The 25,510-nt window shown below is 55.7% G+C and carries 16 protein-coding genes and 2 pseudogenes; 10 read left to right on the forward strand and 8 right to left on the reverse strand.

The features are described 5' to 3' along the window. The first annotated feature begins 896 nt into the window (after window positions 1–896). On the forward strand, window positions 897–1,262 hold the full coding sequence (locus tag B0W55_RS00490) for a histone-like nucleoid-structuring protein, MvaT/MvaU family (RefSeq protein WP_077044110.1): 366 nt from the start codon (window positions 897–899) through the stop codon (window positions 1,260–1,262). Between the two features lie 684 nt (window positions 1,263–1,946). Here the strand turns inward: B0W55_RS00490 and B0W55_RS00500 are convergent. The 4 genes from B0W55_RS00500 to B0W55_RS00515 form a co-directional block, all read right to left on the reverse strand. Further along, window positions 1,947–3,542 carry a DHA2 family efflux MFS transporter permease subunit gene (locus B0W55_RS00500; protein WP_077044112.1) on the reverse strand — a complete coding sequence of 532 codons (1,596 nt, stop codon included), beginning with the start codon at window positions 3,540–3,542 and terminating at the stop codon, window positions 1,947–1,949. Beyond that, on the reverse strand, window positions 3,539–4,636 hold the full coding sequence (locus B0W55_RS00505; protein ID WP_077044113.1) for an HlyD family secretion protein: 1,098 nt from the start codon (window positions 4,634–4,636) through the stop codon (window positions 3,539–3,541). The genes B0W55_RS00500 and B0W55_RS00505 overlap by 4 nt, the downstream gene beginning before the upstream one ends. Window positions 4,637–4,732: 96 nt before the next feature. Next, window positions 4,733–5,146, reverse strand: a complete 414-nt coding sequence (locus B0W55_RS00510; RefSeq protein ID WP_077044114.1) for a cupin domain-containing protein — start codon at window positions 5,144–5,146, stop codon at window positions 4,733–4,735. A gap of 42 nt (window positions 5,147–5,188) precedes the next feature. After that, window positions 5,189–5,941, reverse strand: a complete 753-nt coding sequence (locus B0W55_RS00515; protein ID WP_077044115.1) for an SDR family oxidoreductase — start codon at window positions 5,939–5,941, stop codon at window positions 5,189–5,191. 257 nt (window positions 5,942–6,198) lie between these two features. On the opposite strand from B0W55_RS00515, the gene B0W55_RS00520 reads away from it, so the two are divergent. Continuing rightward, the gene (locus tag B0W55_RS00520; protein ID WP_077044116.1) at window positions 6,199–7,782 is read left to right on the forward strand and encodes a winged helix-turn-helix domain-containing tetratricopeptide repeat protein; all 1,584 of its coding nucleotides are present in this window, start codon (window positions 6,199–6,201) and stop codon (window positions 7,780–7,782) included. Window positions 7,783–8,090: 308 nt separating this feature from the next. Here the strand turns inward: B0W55_RS00520 and B0W55_RS00530 are convergent, their stop codons facing one another. Continuing rightward, entirely contained in the window at window positions 8,091–9,146 is a 1,056-nt protein-coding gene (locus tag B0W55_RS00530) for a hypothetical protein (protein WP_077044117.1), read from the reverse strand. Between the two features lie 476 nt (window positions 9,147–9,622). Between B0W55_RS00530 and B0W55_RS31025 the strand changes: the two are divergent. Then, a pseudogene (locus B0W55_RS31025) lies at window positions 9,623–9,780 on the forward strand (VOC family protein); the annotation flags it as partial. 52 nt (window positions 9,781–9,832) lie between these two features. On the opposite strand, the pseudogene B0W55_RS00545 reads toward B0W55_RS31025, so the two are convergent. Further along, a pseudogene (locus tag B0W55_RS00545) lies at window positions 9,833–11,281 on the reverse strand (PLP-dependent aminotransferase family protein); the annotation flags it as partial. 112 nt (window positions 11,282–11,393) lie between these two features. On the opposite strand from B0W55_RS00545, the gene B0W55_RS00555 reads away from it, so the two are divergent. Continuing rightward, window positions 11,394–11,672, forward strand: a complete 279-nt coding sequence (locus B0W55_RS00555; protein ID WP_077044119.1) for a hypothetical protein — start codon at window positions 11,394–11,396, stop codon at window positions 11,670–11,672. A 465-nt stretch (window positions 11,673–12,137) separates the two neighbouring features. Here B0W55_RS00555 and B0W55_RS00560 read toward each other — a convergent pair whose 3' ends face one another. Beyond that, window positions 12,138–12,572: a DoxX family protein gene (locus B0W55_RS00560; protein WP_077044120.1), complete on the reverse strand. Its 435-nt coding sequence runs from the start codon at window positions 12,570–12,572 to the stop codon at window positions 12,138–12,140. Between the two features lie 523 nt (window positions 12,573–13,095). On the opposite strand from B0W55_RS00560, the gene B0W55_RS00565 reads away from it, so the two are divergent. Together B0W55_RS00565 and B0W55_RS00570 are read left to right on the forward strand one after the other, a co-directional pair. Beyond that, complete coding sequence (locus tag B0W55_RS00565) at window positions 13,096–18,567, forward strand: AAA family ATPase (RefSeq protein ID WP_077044121.1); 5,472 nt, start codon at window positions 13,096–13,098, stop codon at window positions 18,565–18,567. Window positions 18,568–18,691: 124 nt separating this feature from the next. Beyond that, entirely contained in the window at window positions 18,692–19,372 is a 681-nt protein-coding gene (locus B0W55_RS00570) for a response regulator transcription factor (RefSeq protein WP_077044122.1), read from the forward strand. A gap of 194 nt (window positions 19,373–19,566) precedes the next feature. On the opposite strand, the gene B0W55_RS30705 is transcribed toward B0W55_RS00570, so the two are convergent. Beyond that, window positions 19,567–19,713, reverse strand: coding sequence for a hypothetical protein (locus B0W55_RS30705; protein ID WP_175645446.1), 147 nt, complete (start codon window positions 19,711–19,713; stop codon window positions 19,567–19,569). 569 nt (window positions 19,714–20,282) lie between these two features. Between B0W55_RS30705 and B0W55_RS00575 the strand changes: the two genes are divergently transcribed. The 4 genes from B0W55_RS00575 to B0W55_RS00590 all read left to right on the forward strand — a co-directional run bounded on the left by B0W55_RS00575 (window position 20,283) and on the right by B0W55_RS00590 (window position 25,401). Next, window positions 20,283–21,185: a LysR family transcriptional regulator gene (locus B0W55_RS00575; protein ID WP_077044123.1), complete on the forward strand. Its 903-nt coding sequence runs from the start codon at window positions 20,283–20,285 to the stop codon at window positions 21,183–21,185. A 132-nt stretch (window positions 21,186–21,317) separates the two neighbouring features. Beyond that, on the forward strand, window positions 21,318–21,944 hold the full coding sequence (locus B0W55_RS00580; protein ID WP_077044124.1) for a glutathione S-transferase family protein: 627 nt from the start codon (window positions 21,318–21,320) through the stop codon (window positions 21,942–21,944). A 159-nt stretch (window positions 21,945–22,103) separates the two neighbouring features. Then, window positions 22,104–23,300 carry a DUF3142 domain-containing protein gene (locus tag B0W55_RS00585; RefSeq protein WP_077044125.1) on the forward strand — a complete coding sequence of 399 codons (1,197 nt, stop codon included), beginning with the start codon at window positions 22,104–22,106 and terminating at the stop codon, window positions 23,298–23,300. Beyond that, complete coding sequence (locus B0W55_RS00590; RefSeq protein WP_077044126.1) at window positions 23,287–25,401, forward strand: hypothetical protein; 2,115 nt, start codon at window positions 23,287–23,289, stop codon at window positions 25,399–25,401. The genes B0W55_RS00585 and B0W55_RS00590 overlap by 14 nt, the downstream gene beginning before the upstream one ends. Window positions 25,402–25,510: the final 109 nt, after the last annotated feature.

Consider the following 25,510-nt stretch of genomic DNA (forward strand, 5'->3'; position numbering starts at 1 on the left):
CGTCGGTCTGTTCGCGCTTCGCCTTTTTGCGGGATAGCCTCTTGCGGTCTGAGGCACCCATGAGCATGGCGTGATAAAAGCTAGCAAGGCCCCCACCAGAAGTTCGATCGTGCGGGGAAATAAGTGCTTCGGTAGCCATTGCTACGAATAGCAGTGCGCCGAGCTTGGGCCAAGAGCGATGCATAACTAGACCACCGCCCATCATTTCACCACCAGCCTGCGAGTGCGGCTGTCGGCAGTTTAACCCTTTCCGATTCAAAGCTGACGGTTGCGATAACGTGTGAGTCTTGTAGATATATTGCTATTAATTCCTATACAAAAGCAGAAAAATCTACAAATTTTCCTTTATGCGCAATTATGGGGAAATTCATAATTTGCTGACAAGCAAGATTCGACGACGAGATCATATCACCAGAAAAGACCTTGACTTTGGATTGTTTCCGGTATGCCATTTGTCCACGTTTTATGGAATGTGGACGCGCTAGCCTTATTAATTTACGAAGAGTCAAGACGTTCGTTTCAGCTCAAACGGCCAGATGAATCAAATACGGCGGCTAATAGGATCCAAACCTCAGGCGCGGTCGACCTCCGGCTCGGGCGCTAGCGACCGTTTTTGAACGCTAGGAGGTCCTGCATGGCACGGAACTTCAACTACTTGCCTATTAGGATTCCGCCTTTACTGACCACTCTACTGTGCCGGATCGAAATTCTTTCTTTGTTGGTACTCGTTTCTCCAGTTTTGGAAACATTAAACTTTCTGACGATTGGGCTGTTTACAAAGTGTTGGCCTGGCGAGCCTAGTCAGTTCCAAGTTAGAATGCGTGACTACTATTGAAACATCACTTAGCATCTGAACGTATATTCCGTGCAAACCCACATCATAAGGACGCTATCCCATGTCTCGTTTGGCTGAATTTCGTAAGCTTGAACAACAACTCGCCAAGCAGCTCGCAGAGCTCGAGTCAATGAAAAATGATTCAGGCTTGAAGAAAGAAATGGAGTTTGAGAGTAAGCTCCGTGCATTGCTGGGTGAGTATGGCTTTAGTCTTCGGAACGTCATCAACCTGCTTGATCCTGAGAGAAACCGTCGGTCCCCAGCCACTACCGCACCGAAATCAGTCCGTAAAGCCCGCAACGTGAAGGTTTACAAGAACCCGAATACTGGTGAATTGATTGAATCCAAGGGCGGTAACCACCGGAAACTGAAAGAATGGAAAATAGAGTTCGGTACAGCCGTTGTTGAATCATGGCGTACGCAGTAAGGATTGCAAAGGGCCCACATACATGGGCCCTTTTTGGCCTAGGGAACCAAGGCTCGGTGAGCGGTTACTCGATAATTCCATTCAATTCGCAATACTCCTTTCAGTCCATTTCTACCAATTCTGCAACACTCAATGAAACTCTAGCGTCAGACTTTTGAGTTTAGGGAACTTTTAAATAAGTGTAAGCGTTAGCTCCCACAACTCATCCCCAGACGTGTTGCCTCTTGGTCACACGCCGACTCAATGGACAAGTTTCTTTCGTTCTGACTCTGCCCCTGTACCCATTATTGAGTAAAGAGTTGCCCTTGGAGAATTTCGCGAGTACTAGATCTCTTCGTAAATCATCTGAGTGTTTGCGCTGATGTTGAATTTATTTAGTTGCCGAGGGATCCAGACCCAGTTTGAGACTTCCTGAAGCATTACGTGCCTGAGGGTTATGCGGTTCTGATGGTAGGTCAGCTGGGCCCCGGCATATGGGGTCAATTCGGCATCAGTGCGAACGAGAAGCCGACTTTTTCTACAGAATCGGCCAAAAGTGGCCATTCACCGTCAACAAAATTTTCGATTTGAATTATTAATTAACTCATCTTGGGCGATTAACTTATTGAGTTCGACACCGACTTGTGAACGCGTGTTTTTTGACTCAGGAAGAACGTCCAATGCCAATGGTTGGTGTCGGCTGTCTCACGCGACAGTTTGCGCAGCACGTGCATTCGCGTATCGCGCCAAGCCAATCTTGATCCCGACCAGTATGGGGGCGGCGAATACAAACAACAGGACAACAGCAAAAAACGCGGTATCAAACGCAATTACGATGGCCTGCCCTGACACCGCCTTGCTCAACAGGCTCGTCGCTGCCTGGCCAGCGGACACTGCGTCCATGCCCTTCCCCGCCAGCATTGCCGTGGTGGTGGTCAGCCGTTCGATCAGCGCGTTGCCGCCCGGGGTGACGTTGGCGCCGAGGACTGCATCATTGATGACAATGTGATGGTCGATCAGTGTCTGGAGCCCTGCGACGCCCATCAAGCCACCTAACTGGCGTCCCGTATTGAACAGGCCGATGCCGCAGGCAAGATTGCGACAGTTGAGGTGGGTAAAAGCGATCAGCGTGATCGACAGAAATAGAAAACCAAGACCCAGGCCACGCAGCAGGATGCCTGCCATCATGTCGTCAGCGCCGCTTTCGCTAGTGGAACCTGACAATAACCACATCGCCCCCATGATCAGCAGGATGCCAAATGGCACCGTGGCCACCGGCGGAACGTGACGGACTGTAAACAGAAAAGCGGCAATGAGCAGCGAGCCGATAAATAAGCCGCCACTGGGTAACAGGAGCAGCCCGGCATCGGTCGGCGTGAACGCGAGTACCGACAAGGCGAACGCCGGTATCAAATACGCGCTGCCAAACAAAGCGGCACCGGCGACGAAACTGACGCAAAAGGCAAAAGTGAAATCGCTCGATTTGAACACCGTGAAATCGAACAGGCCCTGACCCTTGACCCACACTTGCTGACCGATAAATGCCGGCAGCGCGATGGCGCCGATTATCGTCAGTAACAGGATGTCAGGCTCCTCGAACCAATCCCAGCGGCTGCCTTGGCTGAGCACGTAGGTGAAACAGAACAGGGTCGAAGCGATCAGTGAGAAACCCAGCCAATCAAAGGAACGCTGTCGCACGCTGGCGGCCATGGGGTGGTCGACGATGAGCAAGAGACCGGTCGCAGCCAGGGCCAGTGGCACCACGCTGAAGAAAATCCATGTCCAGGATTGGCTGTCGATCAACCACCCTTGCAGGGCTGGGGCAAGGGTCCCCGGCGCGACCACCGAGCCCATGGCAAACAGGGCTTGCAGGACCGGCTGAAGCGCGCGCGGATAGGCGCGAAAAATCATCGCCTGGCCCGAGACCAGCAGCGCGCCGCCCGCGAAGCCTTGAAGGATGCGAAGCACGATCAGCAACTCCAGCCGGGCGGTGATGGCGGACATAAAGCACGCCAGGCCCATAACCAAGGTTGCGCCGATGATCACATCGCGGGCTGAAAAGCGTTGCATAAGCCAAGGAGCCGTCATGAACCCGATCAGTTTGAGCGCGATATAGCCGACATCCAGCCAGGCGAACTCGTCAGGCGTGGCATAGGTGTCACCGATGATGTCGCTGCGTCCGAGTGCCAGAACGGTACTGGCGAACGCTTCCGTCAGCGTGGCCAGCACGATGCCCAGCATGAGAAGAATGTCGTTGGTGGACCGGGCGGTGCTTGGTATGGCGCGGGTTATCGTGCTCATGTGCCGTCCCCGTGCGCCACCTCCACTCGCGCGGATAGGCCTGGCACGATGCGCCCCGGCAGCGGATTGTCAGCCATCAGGATTTTCACCGGGACGCGCTGCACGACGCGTACAAAATTTCCGGTGGCGTTGTCGGGCGGCAACAAGCTGAACGCCGAACCACTGCCCGGTGCAAAGCTGTCGACCACGCCATCCAGTGCCGCGTTGGGGTAGCCATCGACCGTGATGCGCACGCGCTGACCGGGGCGGAGGTGTTCGAGTTGGGTTTCCTTGAAGTTCGCTACGACCCACACAGGGTTGACCGGCACGATATCGAGCAGGGCAACACCCGGCGTCACGAAGCGGCCGAGACGAACCTGGCGGTTACCGATGACGCCATCTACAGGTGCGCGCACCACGGTGTGGTCGAGGTCGATCTGGGCCAGATCCCGCGCGGCTTCTGCCTGGGACACTGCGGCAACGGCCGCCTCTCTTTCAGCCATAAATACGGCGATCTTTTGCTGTTGCGCCTCGACCGTTGCCGAAGCGGCCGATACCGACGCCACCGCTCTGGATTGCGCGGTGCCGGTCTCATCGACCAAGGCTTGGCTGACTGCGTTGCTGACTATCAGTTTGCGGCTGCGGTCATGGGTCTTGGCCGCCAGATTCATATTGGCTGTGGCCGAGCGTCTTTGCGCTTCGGCCTGCCGAATCAGCGCACGCTGCAGCTGGATCTGCGCATCGACATGGATCAGGCGCGCCTGAGCAGCACTTACATTGGCCATGGCTTGCGCCAGTTTGGCGCGATAGTCGCGATCATCGATACGGAACAGCACGTCCCCCGCGTGCACGGTCTGGTTGTCCTCGATCTCCAGCGCCGTGACATAGCCGGCGACCTTGGCGGCGAGCGAGGTCACGTCACCGCGGACATAGGCGTTGTCGGTCGAGGTCACGCCGCTCGAAAGCGCAATGGCTGCCCAAGCCGCAACGACCACTGCGGCACCGACGCACAGCAACAGTCCGAGAGCCTTGCGCTTGCTTCGCCCCTGCACGACGCCGGGCGTCCCGGTACCTGCGCGTGTGGCCATGGCGGCCTTGTCCTGGAGCGACTTCATATTTCATGTCCTGTTCAGTGCCAATAACAATAGCCGTCACTGGGCGGCAGAAGTCTGCCGCCCGGCTGTCGCTCCTTCATGAGCGCGTTGATCGGCTTACTTTTTGAGAGGTGTGACGAGCATCGTTTCGTCGGTATCGAGGACGAACACCGCCAACAAGCGAGCCGGTTGGGTGTCGCTGGCGTTGGCGCTGACCAAGTGCACGGAACCCGGCTCCTCTACGAAGTTTTCGCCGACGTTGTAGATCTTTTCCGGCTCGCCTTTGACTTTGATGCGAAACGAGCCTTCCAGAACCGTTGCATAGATAAAGGCGGTTTTCGGATGGGTGTGGGATGGCGATGCAGCGCCCGGCCCATACTCGACGAGCACGCCCCGCATGCTCTTGCCGGGGATGTTGGGAATGGGACGGTCGAATACGACCGTCACCTTGCCGGAGGGTGGTTCGGCGGCCGATGCGACGCTGATCGAGAGCGCTGCAAAAACCGCGGCCAGCAGGATTCGAGTGACCATGGGATTGCTCCTTGATGTTTAGGAAGTTGAGGGTGTGAACCTTTACCGGGACATCGACTCAGCGAGCCAGTCTTCGAAGTGGATCGCGCCCACACGCGAGTTCTTGCCGGCGGTCAGCGACTGATCGTCAAGCACGGCGCCGAAGTAGCGTGCGTTCACGTCCGGCACGACCTTGCGGTTGTCCTGGGTGATCCGCAGAAAGCGCCTGGCCAGTTCGTCGAGCGGGAGGGCTTCCGGGCCGCAGACTTCAACCGTGCCATTGACCGGTGCTGCCAGCACGACATCGGCCAGCGCCGCCACCACATCGTCGGACGCTATCGGCTGGATCAGCGCCGGCGAAACACGAAACTCTTCGCCGATGGCGAATGACTGGACGATGCCGTCGACAAACTCGAAGAACTGCGTGGCACGCAGGAGCGTGTAGGGAATGCCGGAGGCCTTGATCAGGTTTTCCTGCGCGATCTTGGCCCGAAAATATCCGCTGTCGGGCAGCCGTTCGCTGCCGACAATCGACAGCGCAACGTGATAGTTAACGCCAGCAGCCGCTTCGGCGGCCAGCAAGTTGCGGCTGGAGGTTTCGAAAAAATCGAGCACGGCCTGGTCTTCCCACGACGGCGCGTTCGCCACGTCGACAACGACATCTGTGTTATCCATCGCCTCGGCCAGGCCTTCGCGGGTGATGCTGTTCACGCCCGTGCTTGGGCTGGCGGCGAGCACGTCATGGCCGTGCGCGCGAAGGGTGTTCACAAGTTTCGATCCGATGAGGCCGGAACCTCCAATGACGACGATTTTCATGGCGTTCCTCCACTTGTCGACGGCAACGATTGCGTCGGTGTAGGTAGAGAGTGCCTGCGCGCATGAGGCAAGTCCTTGCGCCGGGCTTGGATTTGCCTTGGCGAACGCTTGGTTTTACGTCCAGAGAGACCGTTGTTCCAGCCGCCCTTGGGTGGACGGTGCAGCGGGTTTCGAGCTGCCGTATGATCAGCGTCAGGTTCTAATCGCCAGCCGCCTGGAACACGGAGTTGAGGGCGCTTCGCCAGGAGATTATTGCTTTGCAATTCGCGTTTGAAGATTTTGTGCTCGATCAGGATCGTCGGGAGCTGACTTTGCGCGGGTACGTCGTGGCTGTCAGCCCGCAGGTCTTCGATCTGTTGCTGCTGTTCGTAAGCAATCCCGATCGCGTCGTCAGCAAGGACGACCTGCTCCAGGCGGTGTGGAGCGGCCGCATCGTCTCGGAATCTACGATTACCAGTCACATCAATGCGGTGCGTAAGGCCATCGGCGATAGCGGCGAGGAACAACGCCTGGTGCGCACTATCCCCCGCAAAGGTTACCGCTTCGTCGGGCAAGTCATGGTCGACACTCGCGGGCAAACGCCACACCCTGACATCGACGAACCCGTGGCCGCTAGGCAAATGCCTGCCTCTACGCTGACACTCCCGGAGAAACCCTCGATTAGCGTATTGCCCTTCCACAACCTGAGTGGCGATCCGGAACAGGACTATTTCGCCGACGGCGTCGTGGAGGACATCATCGCCGCCCTGTCGCGGATCCGCTGGCTGTTCGTCATCGCGCGCAATTCGAGCTTTACGTTCAAGGGCCGGGGGATGGACGCTAAGGGTGTCGGTCTGGAGTTGGGTGTTCGCTACGTGCTCGAAGGCAGTGTGCGCAAGTGCGGAAACAAGGTCCGCATCACTGGTCAGCTCATCGACGCGACAACCGGGACGCATCTCTGGGCCGAGCGATTCGAAGGCCTGCTCGATGACATTTTCGAGCTGCAGGATCAAATCACTGAAAGCGTCGTCGGCGCCATCGCGCCGCAACTCGAAAGGGCAGAAATCGAACGGGCCAAACGCAAACCCACGGAAAGCCTGGACGCTTACGACTATTACCTGCGCGCCATCGCAAAACTGCACACCGGCACATGTGAAGCCATTGATGAAGCGTTGCCGATGTTCTACAAGGCCATCGATCTCGATCCGGAATTTTCATCGGCTTATGGCATGGCCGCCTGGTGCCATTTGTGGCGCAAGCTCAACGGCTGGATCACCGACCGGACTGCCGAGACTGCCGAGGGCACACGGCTGGCGCGTCTGGCAGTAACACTGGGCCGGGATGATGCCGTCGCGTTGACACGCGGTGGGCATGCGCTCAGTCATTTGACCGGAGATCTTGACGGCGGCATTGCGTTGCTCGACCGGGCACGGCTGCTCAACCCCAACCTCGCCCCCGCCTGGTTTCTGGGCGGTATTCTGCGCGCTCTGCGCGGTGAGACAGACGCCGCCATCGAGAATCTGAACCATGCCGTTCGCTTGAGTCCGCTGGATCCGGAAATATTTAGGATGCAGGTCGGGATGGCGCTCGCGCATTTCTTCGCTGGGCACTTCGATACTGCGGCAGGCTGGGCGGAAAAAGCGCTGGGCAACCTGCCCAGCCTGCTGCCCGCGGCGGCTCTGGTGGCGGCCAGTCATGCGCTAAGCGGGCGCATGGATAAAGCCAGGTGCGCGATGCAGCATCTGCAGGCACTGGACCCTTCTTTTCGCCTCTCCAACCTGAAAAACTGGCTGCCGATCCAGCGGCCCGAGGATTTCGCCCTGTTCGCCGATGGGCTGCGACTGGCCGGGTTGCCCGAGTGATCACGCTGCCTGACAGATATGGATTGCTACCTGTCGCGACAGGCAACAATCGACCGATTCTGTGAAAAAGTCGGCTATGGTTTTCACGGCAGAAAAGTACGTGCTTGAGATTAAAATCTTCACTATGAGCAGAGGATTCGGGGCTCAGATTTCGCATAGCTGCGCGCAAAAAAGTCGCTTTCAGCAACCAGTACGCGGTCAAGGACCGACTTTTTCAACACAATCGACCTAATAGTCCTTCGTTTGCCTACCGGTTTATGGAGACTTGCTGTCATCCAGCTTCTCTAAATATTTTAGACGCACTGTGGTTAACGCCTAGGTTTCGGACGTGCCTGCCAAGCCGCCTCAACTATTTCTGGCTGATTGTGCTCCTGCAAAATACGCAGCGCGTTATCTGAGAAGCGCGCGTGTTTTTGGCTGCCAAACTCAAAAATCATCATGTTAGATTGGTCGTTGTCGAGCCCCAGCATCTCTCGTAACGCTTTGCATTTGTTCGGGCTGAGCCCTAACCGTTCAGCAAGTGCAGTGGGGCTGAGGTGGTACTTTTTCTGTAAATCAACTTCCCGTATTGCACCTGCGGCTTCGGGATCATCGCCTGAAACATACCGAACAGGTGCGCCTTCCCTTTTGCTGATGTGGACGCGAAGAGTAGGGCCCTCACCGGTGATGTTGCTCGCTAAGGCAATCAACCTTGGGAAGACCTGATCTACTTGAGTGCCGACCTTGATTGCCTTCTCGATACGATCAATGTCCCTTTCTGACACCTCAACGGTTTCGCTCACATGAGCTTCCATTGCCAGAAGGGTTCGTATGCGTCCTCTTGCCTCGTCTCGGGCGCGCTTATTGGGTGCGAGAAGTTCGGCGATATGCCGAAATTCTCGGTCCACTAGAACATCAAAGCTGGGTAATGCGGTGGTTGAGAGTGGCATAACGCGAAGAGGAAGATTGTCTGCCAGCGAGTCGTCAAAATGCTCGACCAATACTTCATCCAGCGTTGTCAGCAGCGCTCTCGCATTAACGAACAACGCGTCTTCAGGCACAACAATCATCCAATGCTGAGCAGCATCTCGCATGGTGTTGAGGGCACGGATAGAGCCTGCCTGTGCAGCTGTCATGTATCCACTAGCTGTGGCTACATTTAGTGCCCGATCAAGCCCAATGGCAATTCCCTTCTGCTTATCGAAAACTTCCTTCGACTTTTGCACGAGAAGTGCCTTGGTCAGCATCTCACTGCTGTGCTGGAGATGAAGGAGAACTGATTCTGTGCGACCGTGATCGTCGTGGCCATTGAAAACCTCCAATCCGCGCCGCAATGAGGCAATAGCCTTGTTCTTCAGGGTTTTAGCTTCCCGCTTGAGCTTCATCCGGCGACGTCCACAGGACTGATGGGTAAGTCAAAATGATAGCTATTGTTCCCCGACCCACATGCTTTTCGTCCCAAGTAACCGATCGCTTTCCTGCCCGTTTCAGAAAACCGAATTTTTCCACAAAATCGGCCTGAAGCACGGTCGAGCCAGGTTCGTTTCCGGCCATTTTCTGCCTCTCGTGATAGGCATAAACGGCCAAGATCGGACGCTCGGTTCCAGCGTTAAAACCCAATTGACAGCGGGCTGCAATACATCAGCGTGTTGCACACAAGTATCTGGGCGACCATGAATCCCAAGGCAGCTCCCAGAAAGCCAATGCCCGCGACGATCCACGGCAAACTTGCTTTCACGCGGTACCTCAACAGCCAGGCCGACGCTGCTGCGCCGAGCAACAAGCCAGGCATGGAGAAAACGTGCCGAGCCCAAATAACCTTTCAGAGTTGTCGAGGCTGGGATGATGTTCATGTAGCAACCTGGAGAGCAGCCTGGCTTTTTGGTTTCTTGTCTGGGGTTCAAAGTAGCTTATCAACGCCCGGAAGATGGATTTGCATACCTTGATTTAAATGGTGCTCAAGTAATGCTTGAGCATGTTGATTCGGACGCGGGTCAATGGCTGACTGCGCCTTTGACCATGGGTCAACTAGAGCTTGTGCGAAAAGAATCATTTTCTGCTTTATCTGTTGTTCCGTGTGCGCGGCGAACCCCATGACCAGGCCCGGCGGTATATCACCACTCTGAGTGTATCGGCTCAGGGGAAAGGCGCCGATACCAACACGGTGCAGCAACGCTATCGCTTCAGCCTCTGTCAAACCCTTCAGCCGTCCTGCCACGTCAAGCCCGGCGTGGATCGGCGCGAACTCGATGATGTCGGCCCATAACTGCCGGGCCAGGGTTTCAAAAGTCTTCGCCCTGGCGGCGTAGATCTTGCGCATCTTGCGGATGTGACGATCGAAATGCCCCTCGGCCATAAAATCCGCCAGCACAGCCTGGGCCAGGCTGTTGGCATTGCGCGCTGTCAATGACATGGCCCGGGTGAAGGGATCGACCAGTTGAGGCGGAAGGGCCAGATAAGCCAGTCCAATTGCGGGAAAAAGCAGCTTGCTGAAGGTGCCGGCGAGGATCACATGGCGGTCGGCATGAGGCATGCTCTTGAGCGCAGGGATAGGTTTGGCGATAAATCGGTACTCACTGTCGTAGTCATCTTCGAACAGGTAGGCGCCATTGTTCCTGGCCCATTGCAGGAGCTTCAGCCGTCGCTCGGGCGCCAGGGCTACGCCCATGGGTGCCTGTCGACAGGGAGTCACGTAGGCAAGACGGGCCGTCGGCGCTTTCCTGATGCCCTCGTCGACAACCACCCCGAACTCGTCCACCGGTACGTCGACGATTTGCGCATTGGCGCCTTGCATGATTTGCCGGGCACCGGGGTAACCCGGGTCCTCCATCCACACAGTATCGCCAGGCTCGATGATTAGGCGCAGGCAAATATCCAGGGCCTGCTGAACGCTGCTGACCAGCACTATGTGTTCCGCGCTCACCGCCACGCCTCTCGCGATTGCCAGGTGATCTGCCATGGCCTTGCGCAGTGCCGGTGACCCTTGCGCATTACGCCTGGACAGGATTGAAGGCTGGACGGCGGCCAAGTGTTTGGCGTGCAACCGACGCCAGGTATCGATCGGAAAGTTGGCAACATCGCAGCAGTGAGGCACGAAAGGTTTTGACGGGTGGTGGGTATCAAGGAGAAACGCGGGCGACTGTTTGACTAGATCTCGGGCCCAGCGAGAGGTCGGTAGAGGGAGAGCCGCCTCCGTTGGTTCGGTGATTTTGGGCGTATCGTTCGCACGCGCGAGGTGGTCGTGCGGGAGTGTGAGGCTGACCCTGGTTCCGCTGCCTTGCACGGCCTCAAGATATCCTTCGGACAGCAACTGATTGTATGCCGCCTGGACTGTGCCTCTTGCCAGCCCATATTGGGCGGCCAAGTTGCGTGTACTGGGCAGTAGATGGTTGCGCGGAAGGCGCCCACCTAGAATGTCCTGGCGAAGTGCCCGGTACAGCCACGTCTGGAGGGTTTCACCTTCCTGGCGTGCATCGAGCGAAAGCGACCAGGTGACTTGGTTTGAAGCTTTGACTTTCATGGAGAGTGCTTGAAGTGGCTCAATTATATTGTTGAAAACTGGATCAATACTTTAGTCCAGATCCAGTCAAAGATGCTCACCTCTCAATGGTTTTCACGCTACTGGATTTTTTATGCGCACATTTGAAATGCAGTCGGTTTGGGAGGTTTCGGCAGTCAAGCCTCAGACGGAGTTGAAAGACCCATGGAGCATCCGTCTGTTGCCGTGTTGTTTCCTGGCGGTGTTCCACGTCATCTCCCACGCATTCTGCGGTTTGCGTGGCTTCATGCTGGCGCACAGTGGCAGCGAACGCACAGCGTGGCGAGTGCTGGCCTCGGGAACGGTAATGGCGGCACTGGTGGCGGTCATCATTATTCTGGCGATATCGGGCATGCGGGTAGGTTTCGATTAGCGGGGGATTAGGAGTTGCTGAAATGTTCGCTTTTGCAAGCTACGTTCAACATCGGTAGTTGACTACCGTAAGCAACGTTATTGGATGCAGGTTATGGCGTTAATGAGATTGTGATCCTAGTCGCCGGTTTTAACTGTCCCTCCCGCAAAACTCAGCAAACGATATTTGCACGAAATTTCAGGAGGGGCATGGTGATTAGTCAAAATAAGAAGTCTTGTTCAAATTCATGATAACACTACCGGCTTATCTTCTCACATCAACCACTGATGGCCTTTCGGATGATTCAAGCAGTGATGTGAACATGAAAGTTAACAAGCAGACGTAGTTAGGCGCGAGCCTGTATTAGATGTTATGGAACTTAATGAGGGTGGATTAATTAACTGCGAGGGTCGAAAATATTACAAACTTTCTCATTTGGTACATAAGTTCGAGGGCTCGCGGCAATCAATCTCGACTACCAGTAGATCAGTTTGCCATAACACGGTCGCAGGACAGCTTTCCTGCACCTTCGATCAATACCACTATACAGCCACCGAGTAAACTTAGAGCGAACTCACAGCCGTTGTTAACCATGAACAATCCATTGCTGATGTGTACCGAAAAAATCGCCACCAGTGTTAAGAAAGTTAGGCCTAATGCAGCAGGCCGAACCAGCAGGCCAATAATGAATGCCAAACCGGCGAGGAACTCGGTACCGCCCGCCAGCGTCGCCATTAGGTAGCCTGGCGTCAGTCCCAGGCTTTCCATGTATTGCGCAGTTCCGACCAAGCCGTAACCCCCGAATGCTCCAAATAGTTTCTGCGAACCGTGGGCAGCGAAGATGATGCCGACGAAAATTCGTAAAACAGTCACCCCGTAACCAGCGCGGGTTAACAGTAATTTATTGATTAGTGTGCTCATACTTGTATCCATTTTTTCAAAGGAACGTCGTGGGGTTGATATTGATCAATAACTCTATCCGAGGAAATCGGAAGCTACAATAATACTTCAGTTTGTTCTGTTGATACGTTGTTGATGTATTGCCCATAAATCTCTTGTGGATTTTTCTACGGCGCATGTCCCGCTGTGCACAGACAACAGGGAGGACTGGTGGAAATATATGTATCGTGCATTTATACCATTCGTCGGATTTTACTGATTAAAATATACCAAGGTATTAAAAAAATAAATATTTGTATGCGTGCATCGACATCCGTTCAGTGACATTTTTCTGCTCCTTTCATACGCCTAATGATTATTTCTCATCGCGTATTGTCGAGAACGAAAATTTCATGCTGCATTGCAATATCTAAATAAGTGAATGTACGCCTGCGTTCCATGGAATCTGCCGTTGCGCTGTTTTAGACAGTCAAGCTTCAAAAGAAAATCCCACGGATGGGATCGGCGTAAAATTTTTTTTAGTTTTAGTTCTTTGGATTTCAGCATGCAAATATTATGGGGCGACAGTGAGCGCGTCTTCTGTCGGGTATTGCGTACAGGCGCAAATGGTGATCGCAGCATTTTGTTGTCAATGCCTGCCACCCAACAACCTTTGCCAGCTAGCCTTGCTCGTCTAGCCAACGAATTTGCATTGAAGGAGGAGTTGAATTCAAGTTGGGCAGTTCAACCGTTGGAGATGTTGCGTGAAGACGGGCAAATGCACCTGGTACTTGAAGATCCGGGCGGCCAGCCTTTACTGCATCTGCTAGCAACTCCCATGGGTATCACAACGTTTCTACAGCACGCTATCAGTATCGCAAGGGCATTGGGTAAGCTTCATCAGCGAGGACTTGTTCACAAAGACATAAAACCCGGTCATATTCTGGTTAATTGCTCCGATGGCCAAGCCAGAATTACAGGGTTTGGCCTGGCAGTCAGGGTGGCCCGTGAACGTCTGGTGCCGGAGAAGATTGTGGGTACGCTGGCCTACATGTCCCCCGAGCAGACTGGCCGAATGAATAGCTCGATCGATTCGCGCAGCGACCTGTATTCCTTCGGCGTCACCTTGTACCAAATGCTGACCGCCACGCTGCCATTCACCGCCGTCGATCCGATCGAATGGGTGCATTGCCATATCGCGAAAAAACCAGTTCCGGCTAGTTCCAAGGTCCCTAGCATTCCCAAAGTGCTCTGTGACATTGTCAGCAAACTCCTAGCCAAAACTGCGGAGGAGCGCTATCAATCCGCTGTTGGAGTCGAGATCGATTTACGCCGATGCTTGGATGAATGGCAGCAGGCGGGCCAGATTAAGCCCTTCACCCTCTGCCAGCATGATGCGTCGGACCGGCTGCTGATTCCGGAGAAACTCTACGGACGTCAGCGGCAGGTCGAAACGCTGGTGACTGCGTTCAATAGGATTATTACTAGTAGCGCGACGGAACTGGTGCTAGTCACCGGGTACTCGGGTATTGGCAAGTCCTCGGTGGTCAATGAACTCCACAAGGTGTTGGTGCCGACGAGGGGAATCTTTGCTTCCGGAAAGTTTGACCAATACAGTCGCGACATACCCTATTCCACACTGGTGCAGGCTTTTCGAAGTCTGGTACGTAATCTATTGGGCAAAAACGACAGAGAACTAGCTGCTTGGCGTGACGCCCTGCAGCATGCGCTGCAGCCGGATGCGCGGCTTATGACCAACCTGATCCCCGAACTAAAACTGATCATCGGCGAAACCCCACCGGTCCCGACGCTAGATCCGCAACAGGCACAATGTCGATTTCTGCTGGTGCTGCACCGCTTTATCGGGGTGTTCGCGCAGGAGGATCATCCGCTGGTACTGTTTCTCGACAACCTGCAATGGCTCGATGCGGCAACACTCGATTTGCTCGAGAAACTGTTGACCAGCTTGCATACGCCACACCTGATGCTTATCGGCGCCTACCGCAGCAACGAGGTGGATGCCGGGCATCCATTGTCGGAGAAGATTCAAGCTATACGCGAAGCCGGTGGCAGGGTCGTGGAAGTTAACTTAGAACCCTTTACCAAGAACCATATCGAACAATTGATCGCTGAGACGCTCGATGATCAAGTTGATCGGGTCGTACCTCTGGCACAACTGGTGCTGGACAAGACTGCCGGTAATCCATTCTTCGTGATCCAGTTCTTGCAAACCCTCGTCGATGAACAGCTGCTGACGTTCGATCACCACCTGAGTCGCTGGTTCTGGGACCCGGATCGAATCCATACCAAGGGCTACACCGATAACATCGTCGACCTGCTGGTCGACAAGTTGGCTCGCCTACCGGCTGACACTCTCCATGCGTTGCAACATCTCGCCTGTTTGGGCAACGTCGCCGATGTCCAAATGCTCGCCACCGCCATGGAAGTTCCAAAGGAGCAGTTGCTCACTGTGATGTGGGAGGCAACGCGCCAAGGGATTATCGAGAGACTAGAGGATGGATATGGTTTCGTTCATGACCGAATCCAGGAGGCCGCCTATTCGTTAATCCCCAAGGACTCACGGGCCCAAGCACATTTGCGAATTGGCCGGCTTCTTTCCGCGCAGTCTCCAGCGCAAGACGTAGAAGAGGCGATCTTCGAAATCGTCGGCCAGCTCAATCGAGGCATCGACTTAATCACGGAGCAGGACGAGCGTGAACAACTTGCCGAGTACAACCTGATGGCCGGTCAGCGCGCCAAGGCGTCGTCGGCTTACGTCTCGGCGCTCAATTACCTCACCACCGGTGCCCAGCTATTGGATAACGATTGCTGGACGCGGCGCAAAGAACTCAGCTTCGCCCTGGAGTTGAACCGGGCCGAGTGCGAGTTTCTTACCGGCGAGTTGCTCGTTGCCGATAAACGTTTGACCGCACTGGCCAAGCACGCAACGACTGTGATTGATCGCGCCGACGTCGCCCGCCTGCATATGGATGTCTACCTGCTGCTGGATCGCAGCGACGCTTCGGTTGCTGTGTGCCTGGACTATTTGCGGCATGTTGGCATTGAATGGTCGCCCCATCCAAGCGACGATGAGGTTCGCCAGGAATACGACCGAATCTGGCCACTGCTGGGCGATTGGAAAATCGAAGAGCTTGTCGATTTACCAATGATGGAGGACATCCCATCTCTGATAGCAGTCAATATTTTGGCCAAGCTCTTCCCGCCTGCTTTGCAGACGGATGAGAACTTGACGTGCCTGTCGATCTGTAGAGCGGTCTGCCTAAGTCTTGAACGCGGCAACAGCGATGCATCGTGTGTGCATTATGCCAATGTATTCCGAGTAGCCGGACGGCGGTTTGGAGACTATCAGGCAGGGTACCGCTTTGGCCAACTGGGTTGCAAACTCGTCGAACAGCGTGGGTTTACACGCTTCGAGCCGAGTACCTTTCTTTGCTTTTCCAACTTCACAGTGCGCTGGATGAGTCCAGTTGCGCACTGTCGGGACCTGCTGCGCCGCTCGTTTTCGGTGGCGAATCGTGTAGGAGATTTGCCTTACGGTGCTTACGCTGGCAATAGTCTTATATCTGACGCTTTGTTCGCGGGAGAACAATTATGCGATGTACAGCGCGAAGCCGAGCGTGGACTAGCATACGCCGTTAAGGTGAAGTTCGGCTTGGTTACCAATCTAATCGAAACTCAATTTGCGCTGATCCGGATGCTTCGAGGCAAGACGTCATCTTTGGGTTGCTTTGACGATCAACTGTTCAACGAACGCACGACCGAAGCCTATCTGTCTAGCAGTCCGGACTTGGCCCTTGCGGAATGCTGGTACTGGGTACGAAAAATACAGGCGTACTACATAGCCGGCAATTATCCGGCGGCGATGGAAGCTTCTGCACAGGCGGAGCGGTTGCTTTGGACGTCGAACTCGTTCTTCGAGGAGGCCGAGTTCTACTTCTATCATGCACTGGTTCGGGCCGCGTGGTGCGACTGCGTTCCGGAGCGTGAACATGCACTGCACCTGGTCGTGATGGAGGCCGCTTTTCGGCAGCTTCAGATGTGGGCTCAACAGTGTCCGGAGAATTTTGCGAGTCGGGCTACTTTGGTCGGCGCGGAGATCGCTCGGGTCGAAGGGCGAGTGATGGATGCCGAGTTGCTTTACGAACAAGCCACCAGTCTGGCGCAGCACAATGGCTTCACCCAGATCGAGGCGCTCGCCAATGAGCTGGCATCTCGCTTCTATGCCCAGCGTGGCCTTAGCAAGATATCCCAGGTTTATCTGCAGGACGCCCGTTATTGCTATCTGCGCTGGGGGGCTGACGGCAAGGTGCTCCAGCTTGATACGCAGTATCCGTCGCTGCGTACAGATGAGCATACCTTTGGCCCGACCACCACCATGGCCACGGCGGTCGAGCACTTGGATCTGGCGACTGTGCTCAAGGTCTCCCAGGCCGTCTCGAGCGAAATCGTTCTGGATAAATTCATTGATAAGTTGATGTTCACAGCCATCGAACAGGCCGGTGCCGAACGCGGACTGCTGATCCTGTCGGATGTTGGCGAGCCTCGGATCGCCGCCCAAGTGACTAGCGGACACGACGTGACAGAGTTGCGCGATGCGCCAGTCAGCGCCGAGCAATTACCTGAATCCGTTCTCTATCATGTTCTGCGAACCCGAGAGAGTATTGTCCTGACCAATGCTGCTGCTGAAGCGCCGTTCGCTGCAGACTATTACATCTGTGAGAATCGTGCCCGCTCGATTCTCTGCCTCCCACTGGTGATTCAGGCCAAGCTAATAGGGGCCCTTTACCTCGAAAACAATTTGATGGCTGGCGTGTTCAGTCGAGACCGGATCGCCGTACTGAAATTGGTGGCGTCTCAGGCGGCCATCTCGCTGGAAAACGCGCGACTGTATCGTGAAGTAGCCGAGCGCGAATCAAAGATTCGGCGCCTGTTGGACGCCAACATCATCGGAATCGTGGTCTGGAAGTCCGACGGTGACATCGTCGAGGCCAATGATGCCTTTCTGGATATGCTTCACTACACCCGCGAAGACTTTGCGTTGAGCCGGCTACACTGGCGCGATCTGACGGTACCGCAGTATTTCGACATCAGCGAGCGGTCCATTGAGGAGGCGGCTCGCAGCGGTCGCGCGCAACCTTTCGAGAAGGAGTATTTCAAAAGGGACGGCAGCACGCTGCCGGCGATCGTTTGTCTCGCCAGGTTGGACGCCGATATGAGGGAAGGGGTCGCTTTCGTGCTGGACCGGACAGAGCTTAATCAGGCGGAGGAAAAAATCCGTGAAAGCGAGCGGCGCTATCGCGAGGTGCAGACCGAACTGTCTCATGCGAATCGTGTCGCCACTATGGGAGAGATGGTGGCCTCGATCGCACATGAGGTTAACCAACCGATTGCTGCGGCCGTCCTCAACGCTAATGCTGCACAGCGGTGGCTGAGCATTCAACCTCTGAACCTCGACGAGGTTCGCCAAGTACTCGCTCACCTGATCCAGAATGCCAACCGGGCTGCAGATGTGCTGGGGCGAATCCGTAGTCATATCCGCAAGGCACCGCCGCAAAAAGGTCCGGTAGACATCAACGAGGCCATCGGTGAAATGGTCGAGTTCAGCCGTGGCGAGATTACGAAGGCAGGCGCGTCGGTGCAGATCCAGCTCACCGATAATTTGCAACTCGTCGTCGGCGATCGTGTAGAGCTGCAGCAAGTACTGCTCAACCTGATCATGAACGCGCTTGAGGCGATGGACGCTACACCCAAAGGCGAGCGTCATTTGCATATCAGCGCGGTGCCGGGGGACAAAGGCTACCTGCTGGTGAGCGTCAGCGATTCGGGACACGGTTTTGACACGGATAATCCCGACCAAGTTTTCGCCTCCTTCTATACAACCAAGGCTACCGGGTTGGGCATGGGGCTGTCGATCTGCCAATCGATCATCGAGGCGCATGGTGGGCGATTGAGGGCGAGCGCCAACCAACCCCGCGGTGCCACTTTTCAATTCACACTTCCAGTAGTGAAACAGTGAATCACCGTCCGCCAGCCCGAGACAACAGTCTGCGCCACGACGCTTCCAGTTTTATGAATTACCGTCAGGCCTCGAGCTGTTAGTGACGTTGTTATTCACTGTTTTCCTTTTTTGGAGTTCCTCCATGAGCAACCTATTCTGTAAATCTCAGGATAATGATTCCACTGTTTTCGTAGTCGATGACGATGCCTCCATTCGATACGCCGTGAGCAATCTTTTGCGCTCTGCTGGTATGCATGTCGTTGCTTTCTCGACTCCTGCGGAGTTTGTAAATCATCCGAAGTCAGGAGGGGCGAGCTGTTTGGTGTTGGATGTGCGCTTGCATGGAGTCTCCGGCCTCGACTTCCAACGCCAACTGGTTGAGTCGAATGAGAAAATTCCGATTATTTTCATCTCTGGTTACGCAGATATCGAAATGTCAGTCATGGCGATGAAAGCTGGTGCGGTGGATTTTCTAGCGAAGCCTTTTCGTGATCAGAATCTATTGGACGCGGTGTCCGTCGCACTTCAGACCGACCTCAAACGTCGTGAGGTTGAGCGGCAAATTTTGAATCTGCATACTAACTACCAGTCTCTGACAGTGCGTGAAGCACAGGTCATGGCGTTAGCGGTTAAAGGCCTGATGAATAAACAGATCGCAAGCCAAATGAACCTGAGTGAAGTCACGATCAAGGGCTATCGCTCCCGCGTAATGAAAAAAATGCATGCCAAATCTTTCGCAGAGCTGGTGCGAATGGCTGTAGCCATTTCTGAAAACCGGGCCTGTGTTAAGCCCATGACCTACATGCCAAGGCGCAGTCCGTGAGACCGCGGCCATGATTGTGGCCGAATTGCTCCACCGTCCCAAGCTTGTAAATTCGCTGGGAAGAGGGGCAGCAAAAAGCTTCCAAGCAACCGACCTCGCGAGACCCAAAAGGATACAGCGAACCATTAAGTTTTCAGTCGCTTCTGAGGATTCATAGCGTCCTGCTTTGGAAAAAGATTCGAATTTGTGACAGCTCAGCGCTGCGTCATCTGAAGCAGCCCTTCAGTGGACTCGCCGCCCCCGGTGTCTTTAATTAAGTCAGCCACCATGTCGATCAACAACGCGCGCGAGTCAGTACGTTTCGCCCACGTTGCAAGATCCTTTTCATCGATCCATTGCATGTGTAATCCTGTTTTGGTTTTGGTTGGCAGACTAGATTTTCGCATCGCATTTGCGGGAGCGCCAAGATCCTGGCGAAGCAGCTGCACGAAGTTTTGCCGTGATCCTCGATGATTTCGCAAGGCCAACAACGCGCATATTCCGTTGTTTAATCGATATTACACGTACCACTGAAGCACTGAGCTGGTACCCGGGCTTGTTGGGTCAATGCGTAAGCAGCGAGCGAGAGATGGGGCAAGTGATAACGGCATGGGGCCACGCGTAAGGCAGCAAGAACTCATAAGGGCGCGAGGCAGAAGATGCACGATGTGAACTTACTGCCATTCGCGGAACCGATAAGAAATAAAAATCATGAAAATCATAAACTTACCGATCAGCGACAGTTTTAATTCTCTAGAGCTTGCGCTGTTGACCGCTTTTGAGGCTGTTGCGACAGTTTTGCGTTTTCTTTCGGCGAAGCTACAGCCCGCGAAACTGAAGGGGTAGTTGCGACAGTTTTAATTCTCTAAAATCACCTATGAAAATCGCAGCCCTTGGGTTGCGATTTTTTTATCTGAATCGGGGATTTCTGATGGACCGCTTCCAGGAAATGCAGGTTTTCGTTGCCGTTGCCCAGGACCAGGGCTTTTCGGCGGCAGCGCGGCGTTTGGGTATGTCTGCGGCCAGCGTGACCCGGGCGGTGGCGGCGCTGGAAAAGCGAATCGGCACTCAGTTGCTGACGCGCACTACGCGCAATGTGTATGTAAGCGAAGCGGGTCAGCGTTTCCTTGAAGACTGTCGCATGATTCTTTCGCAGGTGCAGGAAGCGGAGAATTCTGCAGCTGGCAGCCACACACAGCCGCGAGGACAGCTGACAATCACGGCGCCGGTGCTGTTCGGTGAGTTGTTCATCACACCGATCATGGTGGATTTTCTCAAGCAATACCCGGACGTGACCATCAATGCGCTGTTGGTGGATCGAGTGGTCAGTGTGGTGGAGGAGGGCGTGGACGTTGCCCTGCGCATCGGTGAACTGCCGGACAGCAATCAGCATGCGATCAGGGTGGGTGAAGTGCGTCGGGTGATTGTTGCGTCGCCACAGTATCTGGACTCTCACGGTCGGCCAATACATCCGCAGGATCTTTGCCAGGCACCGATCATTGGAATTTCCTCGATTGGTCAGCACAGGACCTGGCCTTTTATCGATGGCGACGAACCATTGAATATCCGCCCGGAACCACGTTTGGTGGTGACAGCGAATCAGGCTGCGATCAAGTCGGCCGCGCTCGGCCTGGGTTATACCCGGGTCCTGTCTTACCAAGTGGCAAGTCAGGTGGCTGAGGGAACATTGGAGATTGTACTAGCGGATTTTGAAGTGCCGCCGCTGCCCATCCATGTGGTTTATCAGGGTGGTCGCAAGGCGCCTACGCGGGTTCGCAGTTTCGTCGATTTCACGGTCAAGACTCTCAGGGAGCATCCGGCATTGCAGAAGTGAGCGTTTATTTCACCCGATGAAACAACGGATTTCGTTTGCTGGTGATTCTGCTGCTGCACCCGTCGGTGGATGATGGGCTTACCTCGGGAGCTGATCATCGTGAGCAGCGCCACTCATTCTGCGGAGTCGACCATGCAAGCCATCAAACTCTACAATTTCCCAAAATCCGGCCACGCTCATCGCGTGCAGTTGATGCTCTCGCTGCTGAATTTGCCGACCGAGTTGATCTTCGTCGACCTCGCGAAAGGTGAGCACAAGAAGCCGGAATACCTGGCGCTCAATGCGTTCGGTCAGGTCCCGGTGTTGGATGATCAGGGTCTGGTGCTCGCCGACTCCAATGCGATCCTGGTTTATCTCGCGAAAAAGTACGGTAACGGTCGTTGGCTGCCTTCCGACCCGGCTGGTGAAGCAAAAGTGCAGCGCTGGTTGTCCGTCGCCGCAGGCCCCATCGCGTTCGGCCCTGCTCGGGCAAGGCTCATCACCGTGTTTGGCGCGCCGTACAACCCTGATGAAGTGATCCCTTACGCCCATACCGTGCTCAAGGTGATCAATCAGGAACTGGCAGATACTCCGTTTCTCGCTGGCAGCGAACCGACCATTGCCGACGTCGCGGCGTACAGCTACATCGCCCATGCGCCTGAAGGCAATGTATCGCTGGATGACTACGCCAACATTCGCGCATGGCTGGCACGTGTCGAAGCGTTGCCAGGTTTTGTCGGCATGCCGCGCACGGTTGCCGGCCTGCAAAAAACTGTGTGATGAATTGCCGGGGCAAGCAACCCCTGCCTGCAAAATCGATGGTTCCACGTGGAACATAAGTCGCGTAGTTTCATTGTTCAGGGTGTTTATTACCCAGGACCAATGGGCGAACAAAGGGCCGTTAGCGGCCCTTTTTGCATCTTATGGAACATTTTTTTCATGGCGTTATTTTTACGATTGCTGGCGGGGTTGATGGCGCTGGCGCTCCTCACTGGTTGCGAACGCAAAGATGCGCCGCTGCTCGATCAGCAGCTTTATGTCTGGCAAAGACAATGGACGGCGGGGCACGAAGTTGCCTTGAGTGATTCACGCGACGATTTTTCGACCCTGCGCGTGCTGGCATTACAGGCGTTTGCGCAGGCAGGTTGGAGCCGGGCGAGGATCGATCCTGTGCTGCTCAAGACGGATGGTCGGCCACTCATTGCCGTGATCCGCCTGGATGGCCAGCTCCAATCATTGAATCAGGATGAGATCACCAGGCAGGTCCAGCAACTGATCAATGATTGGCAGTCCCAAGGCCTGCACCTTGCCGGCGTGGAAATCGACCATGACGCAGGTGTCGCCCGACTCCCGGCCTATCGCGAATTTCTCACTCACCTGCGCGATGCACTACCGTCCTCCTTGCCCCTGAGCATCACTGCGTTACCCGCTTGGTCCGACAGTCCCGAATTGCCCAAGCTATTGTCCACCGTCGACAGCAGCGTGTTGCAGGTCCATGCGGTGCGTGACCCGCGTCGCGGTTTGTTTGATCCCGACCAAGCCCTGCAATGGGCCAACGCCTGGAGCCGCATCACGGTGAAACCGTTCTACCTGGCACTGCCCGCCTATGGCGTGGCGCTGTTGCCCAGCGCCAGCGGTGCGCCCATTGTCGAGAGTGAAGTCAGCATCGAACGTGTGGGCGAGCGTCGGGAACTGCTGGCCGATCCGCAGCAACTGGGCCGACTCGCCACGCAATTGCGCGATGCGCCACCGGAGCACCTGAAAGGGTTGATCTGGTTTCGCCTGCCCTTGGCCAACGACCGTCGGGCGTGGAGCCTGACGACGTTGCGCGCGGTGGCCAATGGAGATGAGCTGCACAGCCAATTGAAGCTTAAGCTCTCGGCACAGCAGGGCCTTTACGACATCGGCATCGCCAACGAAGGCAACCTCGACAGCGCCTGGCCCGAGCGCGTTACCTTGGTGGTCCAAGGTTGCGAGGGCGCGGATGCGCTGGCAGGTTACGCATTGCAACAGGAGACGGATCTGCTTACCTTCACCCGCCTGCGCGAAGGCCGGATAGCGGCCGGCGGGCAGCGAGCCATTGGTTGGGCACGCTGCGCAACAATTGATCAAGGAGAGTCGAATGTTCACCCGTAACTGGCCCCGTCACCTGCTGTGCCTGAGCCTGAGTCTGCCACTGGGTTCGGCATTGGCGTGCGGCCCCGACTTCCCCATGCGCCTGCTGGATAATCGGGACCAGTCACTGGCGGAACTGCCAGAGGGCAACTTCCGATTTGAGATCAATCGACTGGGGCATGCGATTGCGGGGCTCAAGGACGTCACCGAAGTCACCTACGGGGTGGATGCCAACGACTATGCCGAACAGCGCAGCCAGGCCGAGCAGATTGGTTTGAGCACCGAGCAGCAAGCGTTGGTGCAACAACTGCGCGGGCTGACCGATGCCCGCCAGGTCGAGGTGCAAGGTGCGGGTCTTCCTGCCGAGCTACGGCTGTACCTGGCTGGAGCAGTGGCGTTTACCAACGGTGAACAGGGGCTGGCGGCAGAGTATTTTTACAAGGTACTGGCGTTGCCGAAGGATCAGCGCGCGTTGCGCAGCACCTGGGCGGCGTACTCGTTGGGGAGGGCATTGTTCGCTATGAGCTCAGCGGCAGACGCGAACCCCGACTTGCTGGCGCAATCACGAAAGGCGTTCCAGCAAACCCGGCAACTCAGCATCGAGGGTTTCAGTGATCCGCTGGAGCTGGGCGTGGCCAGTCTCGGAGAAGAGGCACGTGTGGCTCGCACCGCAGGAGACTGGAACAGTGCCATCGAGCTTTACGCCACGCAAAACCGCCACGGCTCGACAGTGGGCTACACCTCGTTGAAATTGTTGATGGCCGATCTGGCAGCGATGCCCGATGCGCAACTGGCGGCCCTGCTCAAGAATCTACCGGTGCAGCAACTGGTGACGGCATCCTTGATCAGCCGTCTCGGCTGGTCCTTCGGTGAGCAGCCGGAAAACGAGAAGAAACTGATCAAGCTCCTGCAAAGCAGTACCCGTGGCAGTCTCGACAACGCCGATCGACTGGCCGCGATGAATTATCAACAGGGTGATTACGCCAGCGCCAAGGCGTTTCTCGAACACGCCGGTGATGGCGGCCTGGCCTGGTGGCTGCGGGCGAAGCTGGCGGTGCGCGATGGCGATAAAAACGCAGCGGCCGCAGCCTACGCGAAAGCGGCTCAAGCCTTCCCGCAGGATGAATCCTGGGGCGAGCGGCGGACACCGGACTGGGCTTTCGAAAGCCTGCAGCCCAAATGTCGCGTCGACGGCGAAAGCGCGATTCTGGCCTTGCAGCGCGGCGATTATCTGCAAGCCTTCGATCAGCTTTATCGCAGCAAAGGTATCTACTGGTTTGATGCGGCCACCGTTGCCGAGCGCGTGCTGACACTCGATGAACTCAAACACTACGTCGACACCCAGGTGCCTGCACCGCCGGAGCTGACTCAACAAGATCGCGATCACTACGTGCCACTGCCGGTGGCGGCGAAATTACGCAATCTGCTCGGGCGGCGTTTGCTACGTGAAGATCGATTCGATGAAGCACCTGCTTATTTCGACAATTCCGAGTTGCAGGCCAGGGCCAAGTGGTACGGCGACTTGCGCCAGGAGGCCGAATCGAAATGGTGGCCGAGCAAGCGTGCGTTCGCCTATTACCATGCCGCGACCGTAGCCCGTTACAACGGTATGGAATTGTTAGGCTATGAAATGGCACCGGATTTCGCGACTTTTGACGGTAACTACAGCCTGGAGACAAGCGAGCTGAAGGTGGGGCCTCTGATGGCCGAGCAAGAGGTGCAGCGTCAGCGTGCCACAATCGCAAAACCGGACGAGCGCTTTCATTACCGTTACGTCGCGACGGCACTTGCCAATAAGGCAGCGGATCACTTGCCCCACAGCAGCCAGGCATTTGCGGCAGTGCTATGCAAGGCGTCGATGTGGGGGACAAGCCAGAAGGAGCAGAGCGCGTTCTATCAGCGCTATGTCGAGAATGGCCCCTACGTTGTATGGGCCGGTGATTTCGGGCATCAATGCCAGGACCCGGACTTCCAGAAAGCCGACAAACGCTACATCACCCAGATCACCGACGGGTTGCGCTCGACCCTGCGGCCTTATAAAACTCCGCTGCAGATTGGCAGCGTGCTGGCAGTTACAGCCGCCGCGCTATTGTTGATCCTGCGCCGCCGCAAGCCCCTGTAGGAGCGAGCTCGCTCGCGATGGTCGTCAACGATAACGCTGGGAAACTGAGAGCCCGCGGCGCTCTCTGGTTCATCGCGAGCGAGCTCGCTCCTACAGGTGATCGCGTACG

Source organism: Pseudomonas sp. KK4 (genome assembly GCF_001984065.1).
In the GTDB taxonomy this organism is placed as follows: domain Bacteria; phylum Pseudomonadota; class Gammaproteobacteria; order Pseudomonadales; family Pseudomonadaceae; genus Aquipseudomonas.

Excerpts from the sequence above, each read along its gene's own strand:
- B0W55_RS00570 (WP_077044122.1), top strand. The coding sequence starts at position 18,692 with ATGAGCAACCTATTCTGTAAATCTCAGGATAATGATTCCACTGTTTTC.
- B0W55_RS00560 (WP_077044120.1), bottom strand. The coding sequence starts at position 12,572 with ATGAGCACACTAATCAATAAATTACTGTTAACCCGCGCTGGTTACGGG.
- B0W55_RS30705 (WP_175645446.1), bottom strand. The coding sequence starts at position 19,713 with ATGCAATGGATCGATGAAAAGGATCTTGCAACGTGGGCGAAACGTACT.
- B0W55_RS00510 (WP_077044114.1), bottom strand. The coding sequence starts at position 5,146 with ATGGTCACTCGAATCCTGCTGGCCGCGGTTTTTGCAGCGCTCTCGATC.
- B0W55_RS00505 (WP_077044113.1), bottom strand. The coding sequence starts at position 4,636 with ATGAAGTCGCTCCAGGACAAGGCCGCCATGGCCACACGCGCAGGTACC.
- B0W55_RS00530 (WP_077044117.1), bottom strand. The coding sequence starts at position 9,146 with ATGAAGCTCAAGCGGGAAGCTAAAACCCTGAAGAACAAGGCTATTGCC.
- B0W55_RS00515 (WP_077044115.1), bottom strand. The coding sequence starts at position 5,941 with ATGAAAATCGTCGTCATTGGAGGTTCCGGCCTCATCGGATCGAAACTT.
- B0W55_RS00585 (WP_077044125.1), top strand. The coding sequence starts at position 22,104 with ATGGCGTTATTTTTACGATTGCTGGCGGGGTTGATGGCGCTGGCGCTC.
- B0W55_RS00555 (WP_077044119.1), top strand. The coding sequence starts at position 11,394 with ATGCGCACATTTGAAATGCAGTCGGTTTGGGAGGTTTCGGCAGTCAAG.
- B0W55_RS00500 (WP_077044112.1), bottom strand. The coding sequence starts at position 3,542 with ATGAGCACGATAACCCGCGCCATACCAAGCACCGCCCGGTCCACCAAC.
- B0W55_RS00575 (WP_077044123.1), top strand. The coding sequence starts at position 20,283 with ATGGACCGCTTCCAGGAAATGCAGGTTTTCGTTGCCGTTGCCCAGGAC.
- B0W55_RS00590 (WP_077044126.1), top strand. The coding sequence starts at position 23,287 with ATGTTCACCCGTAACTGGCCCCGTCACCTGCTGTGCCTGAGCCTGAGT.
- B0W55_RS00490 (WP_077044110.1), top strand. The coding sequence starts at position 897 with ATGTCTCGTTTGGCTGAATTTCGTAAGCTTGAACAACAACTCGCCAAG.
- B0W55_RS00580 (WP_077044124.1), top strand. The coding sequence starts at position 21,318 with ATGCAAGCCATCAAACTCTACAATTTCCCAAAATCCGGCCACGCTCAT.
- B0W55_RS00565 (WP_077044121.1), top strand. The coding sequence starts at position 13,096 with ATGCAAATATTATGGGGCGACAGTGAGCGCGTCTTCTGTCGGGTATTG.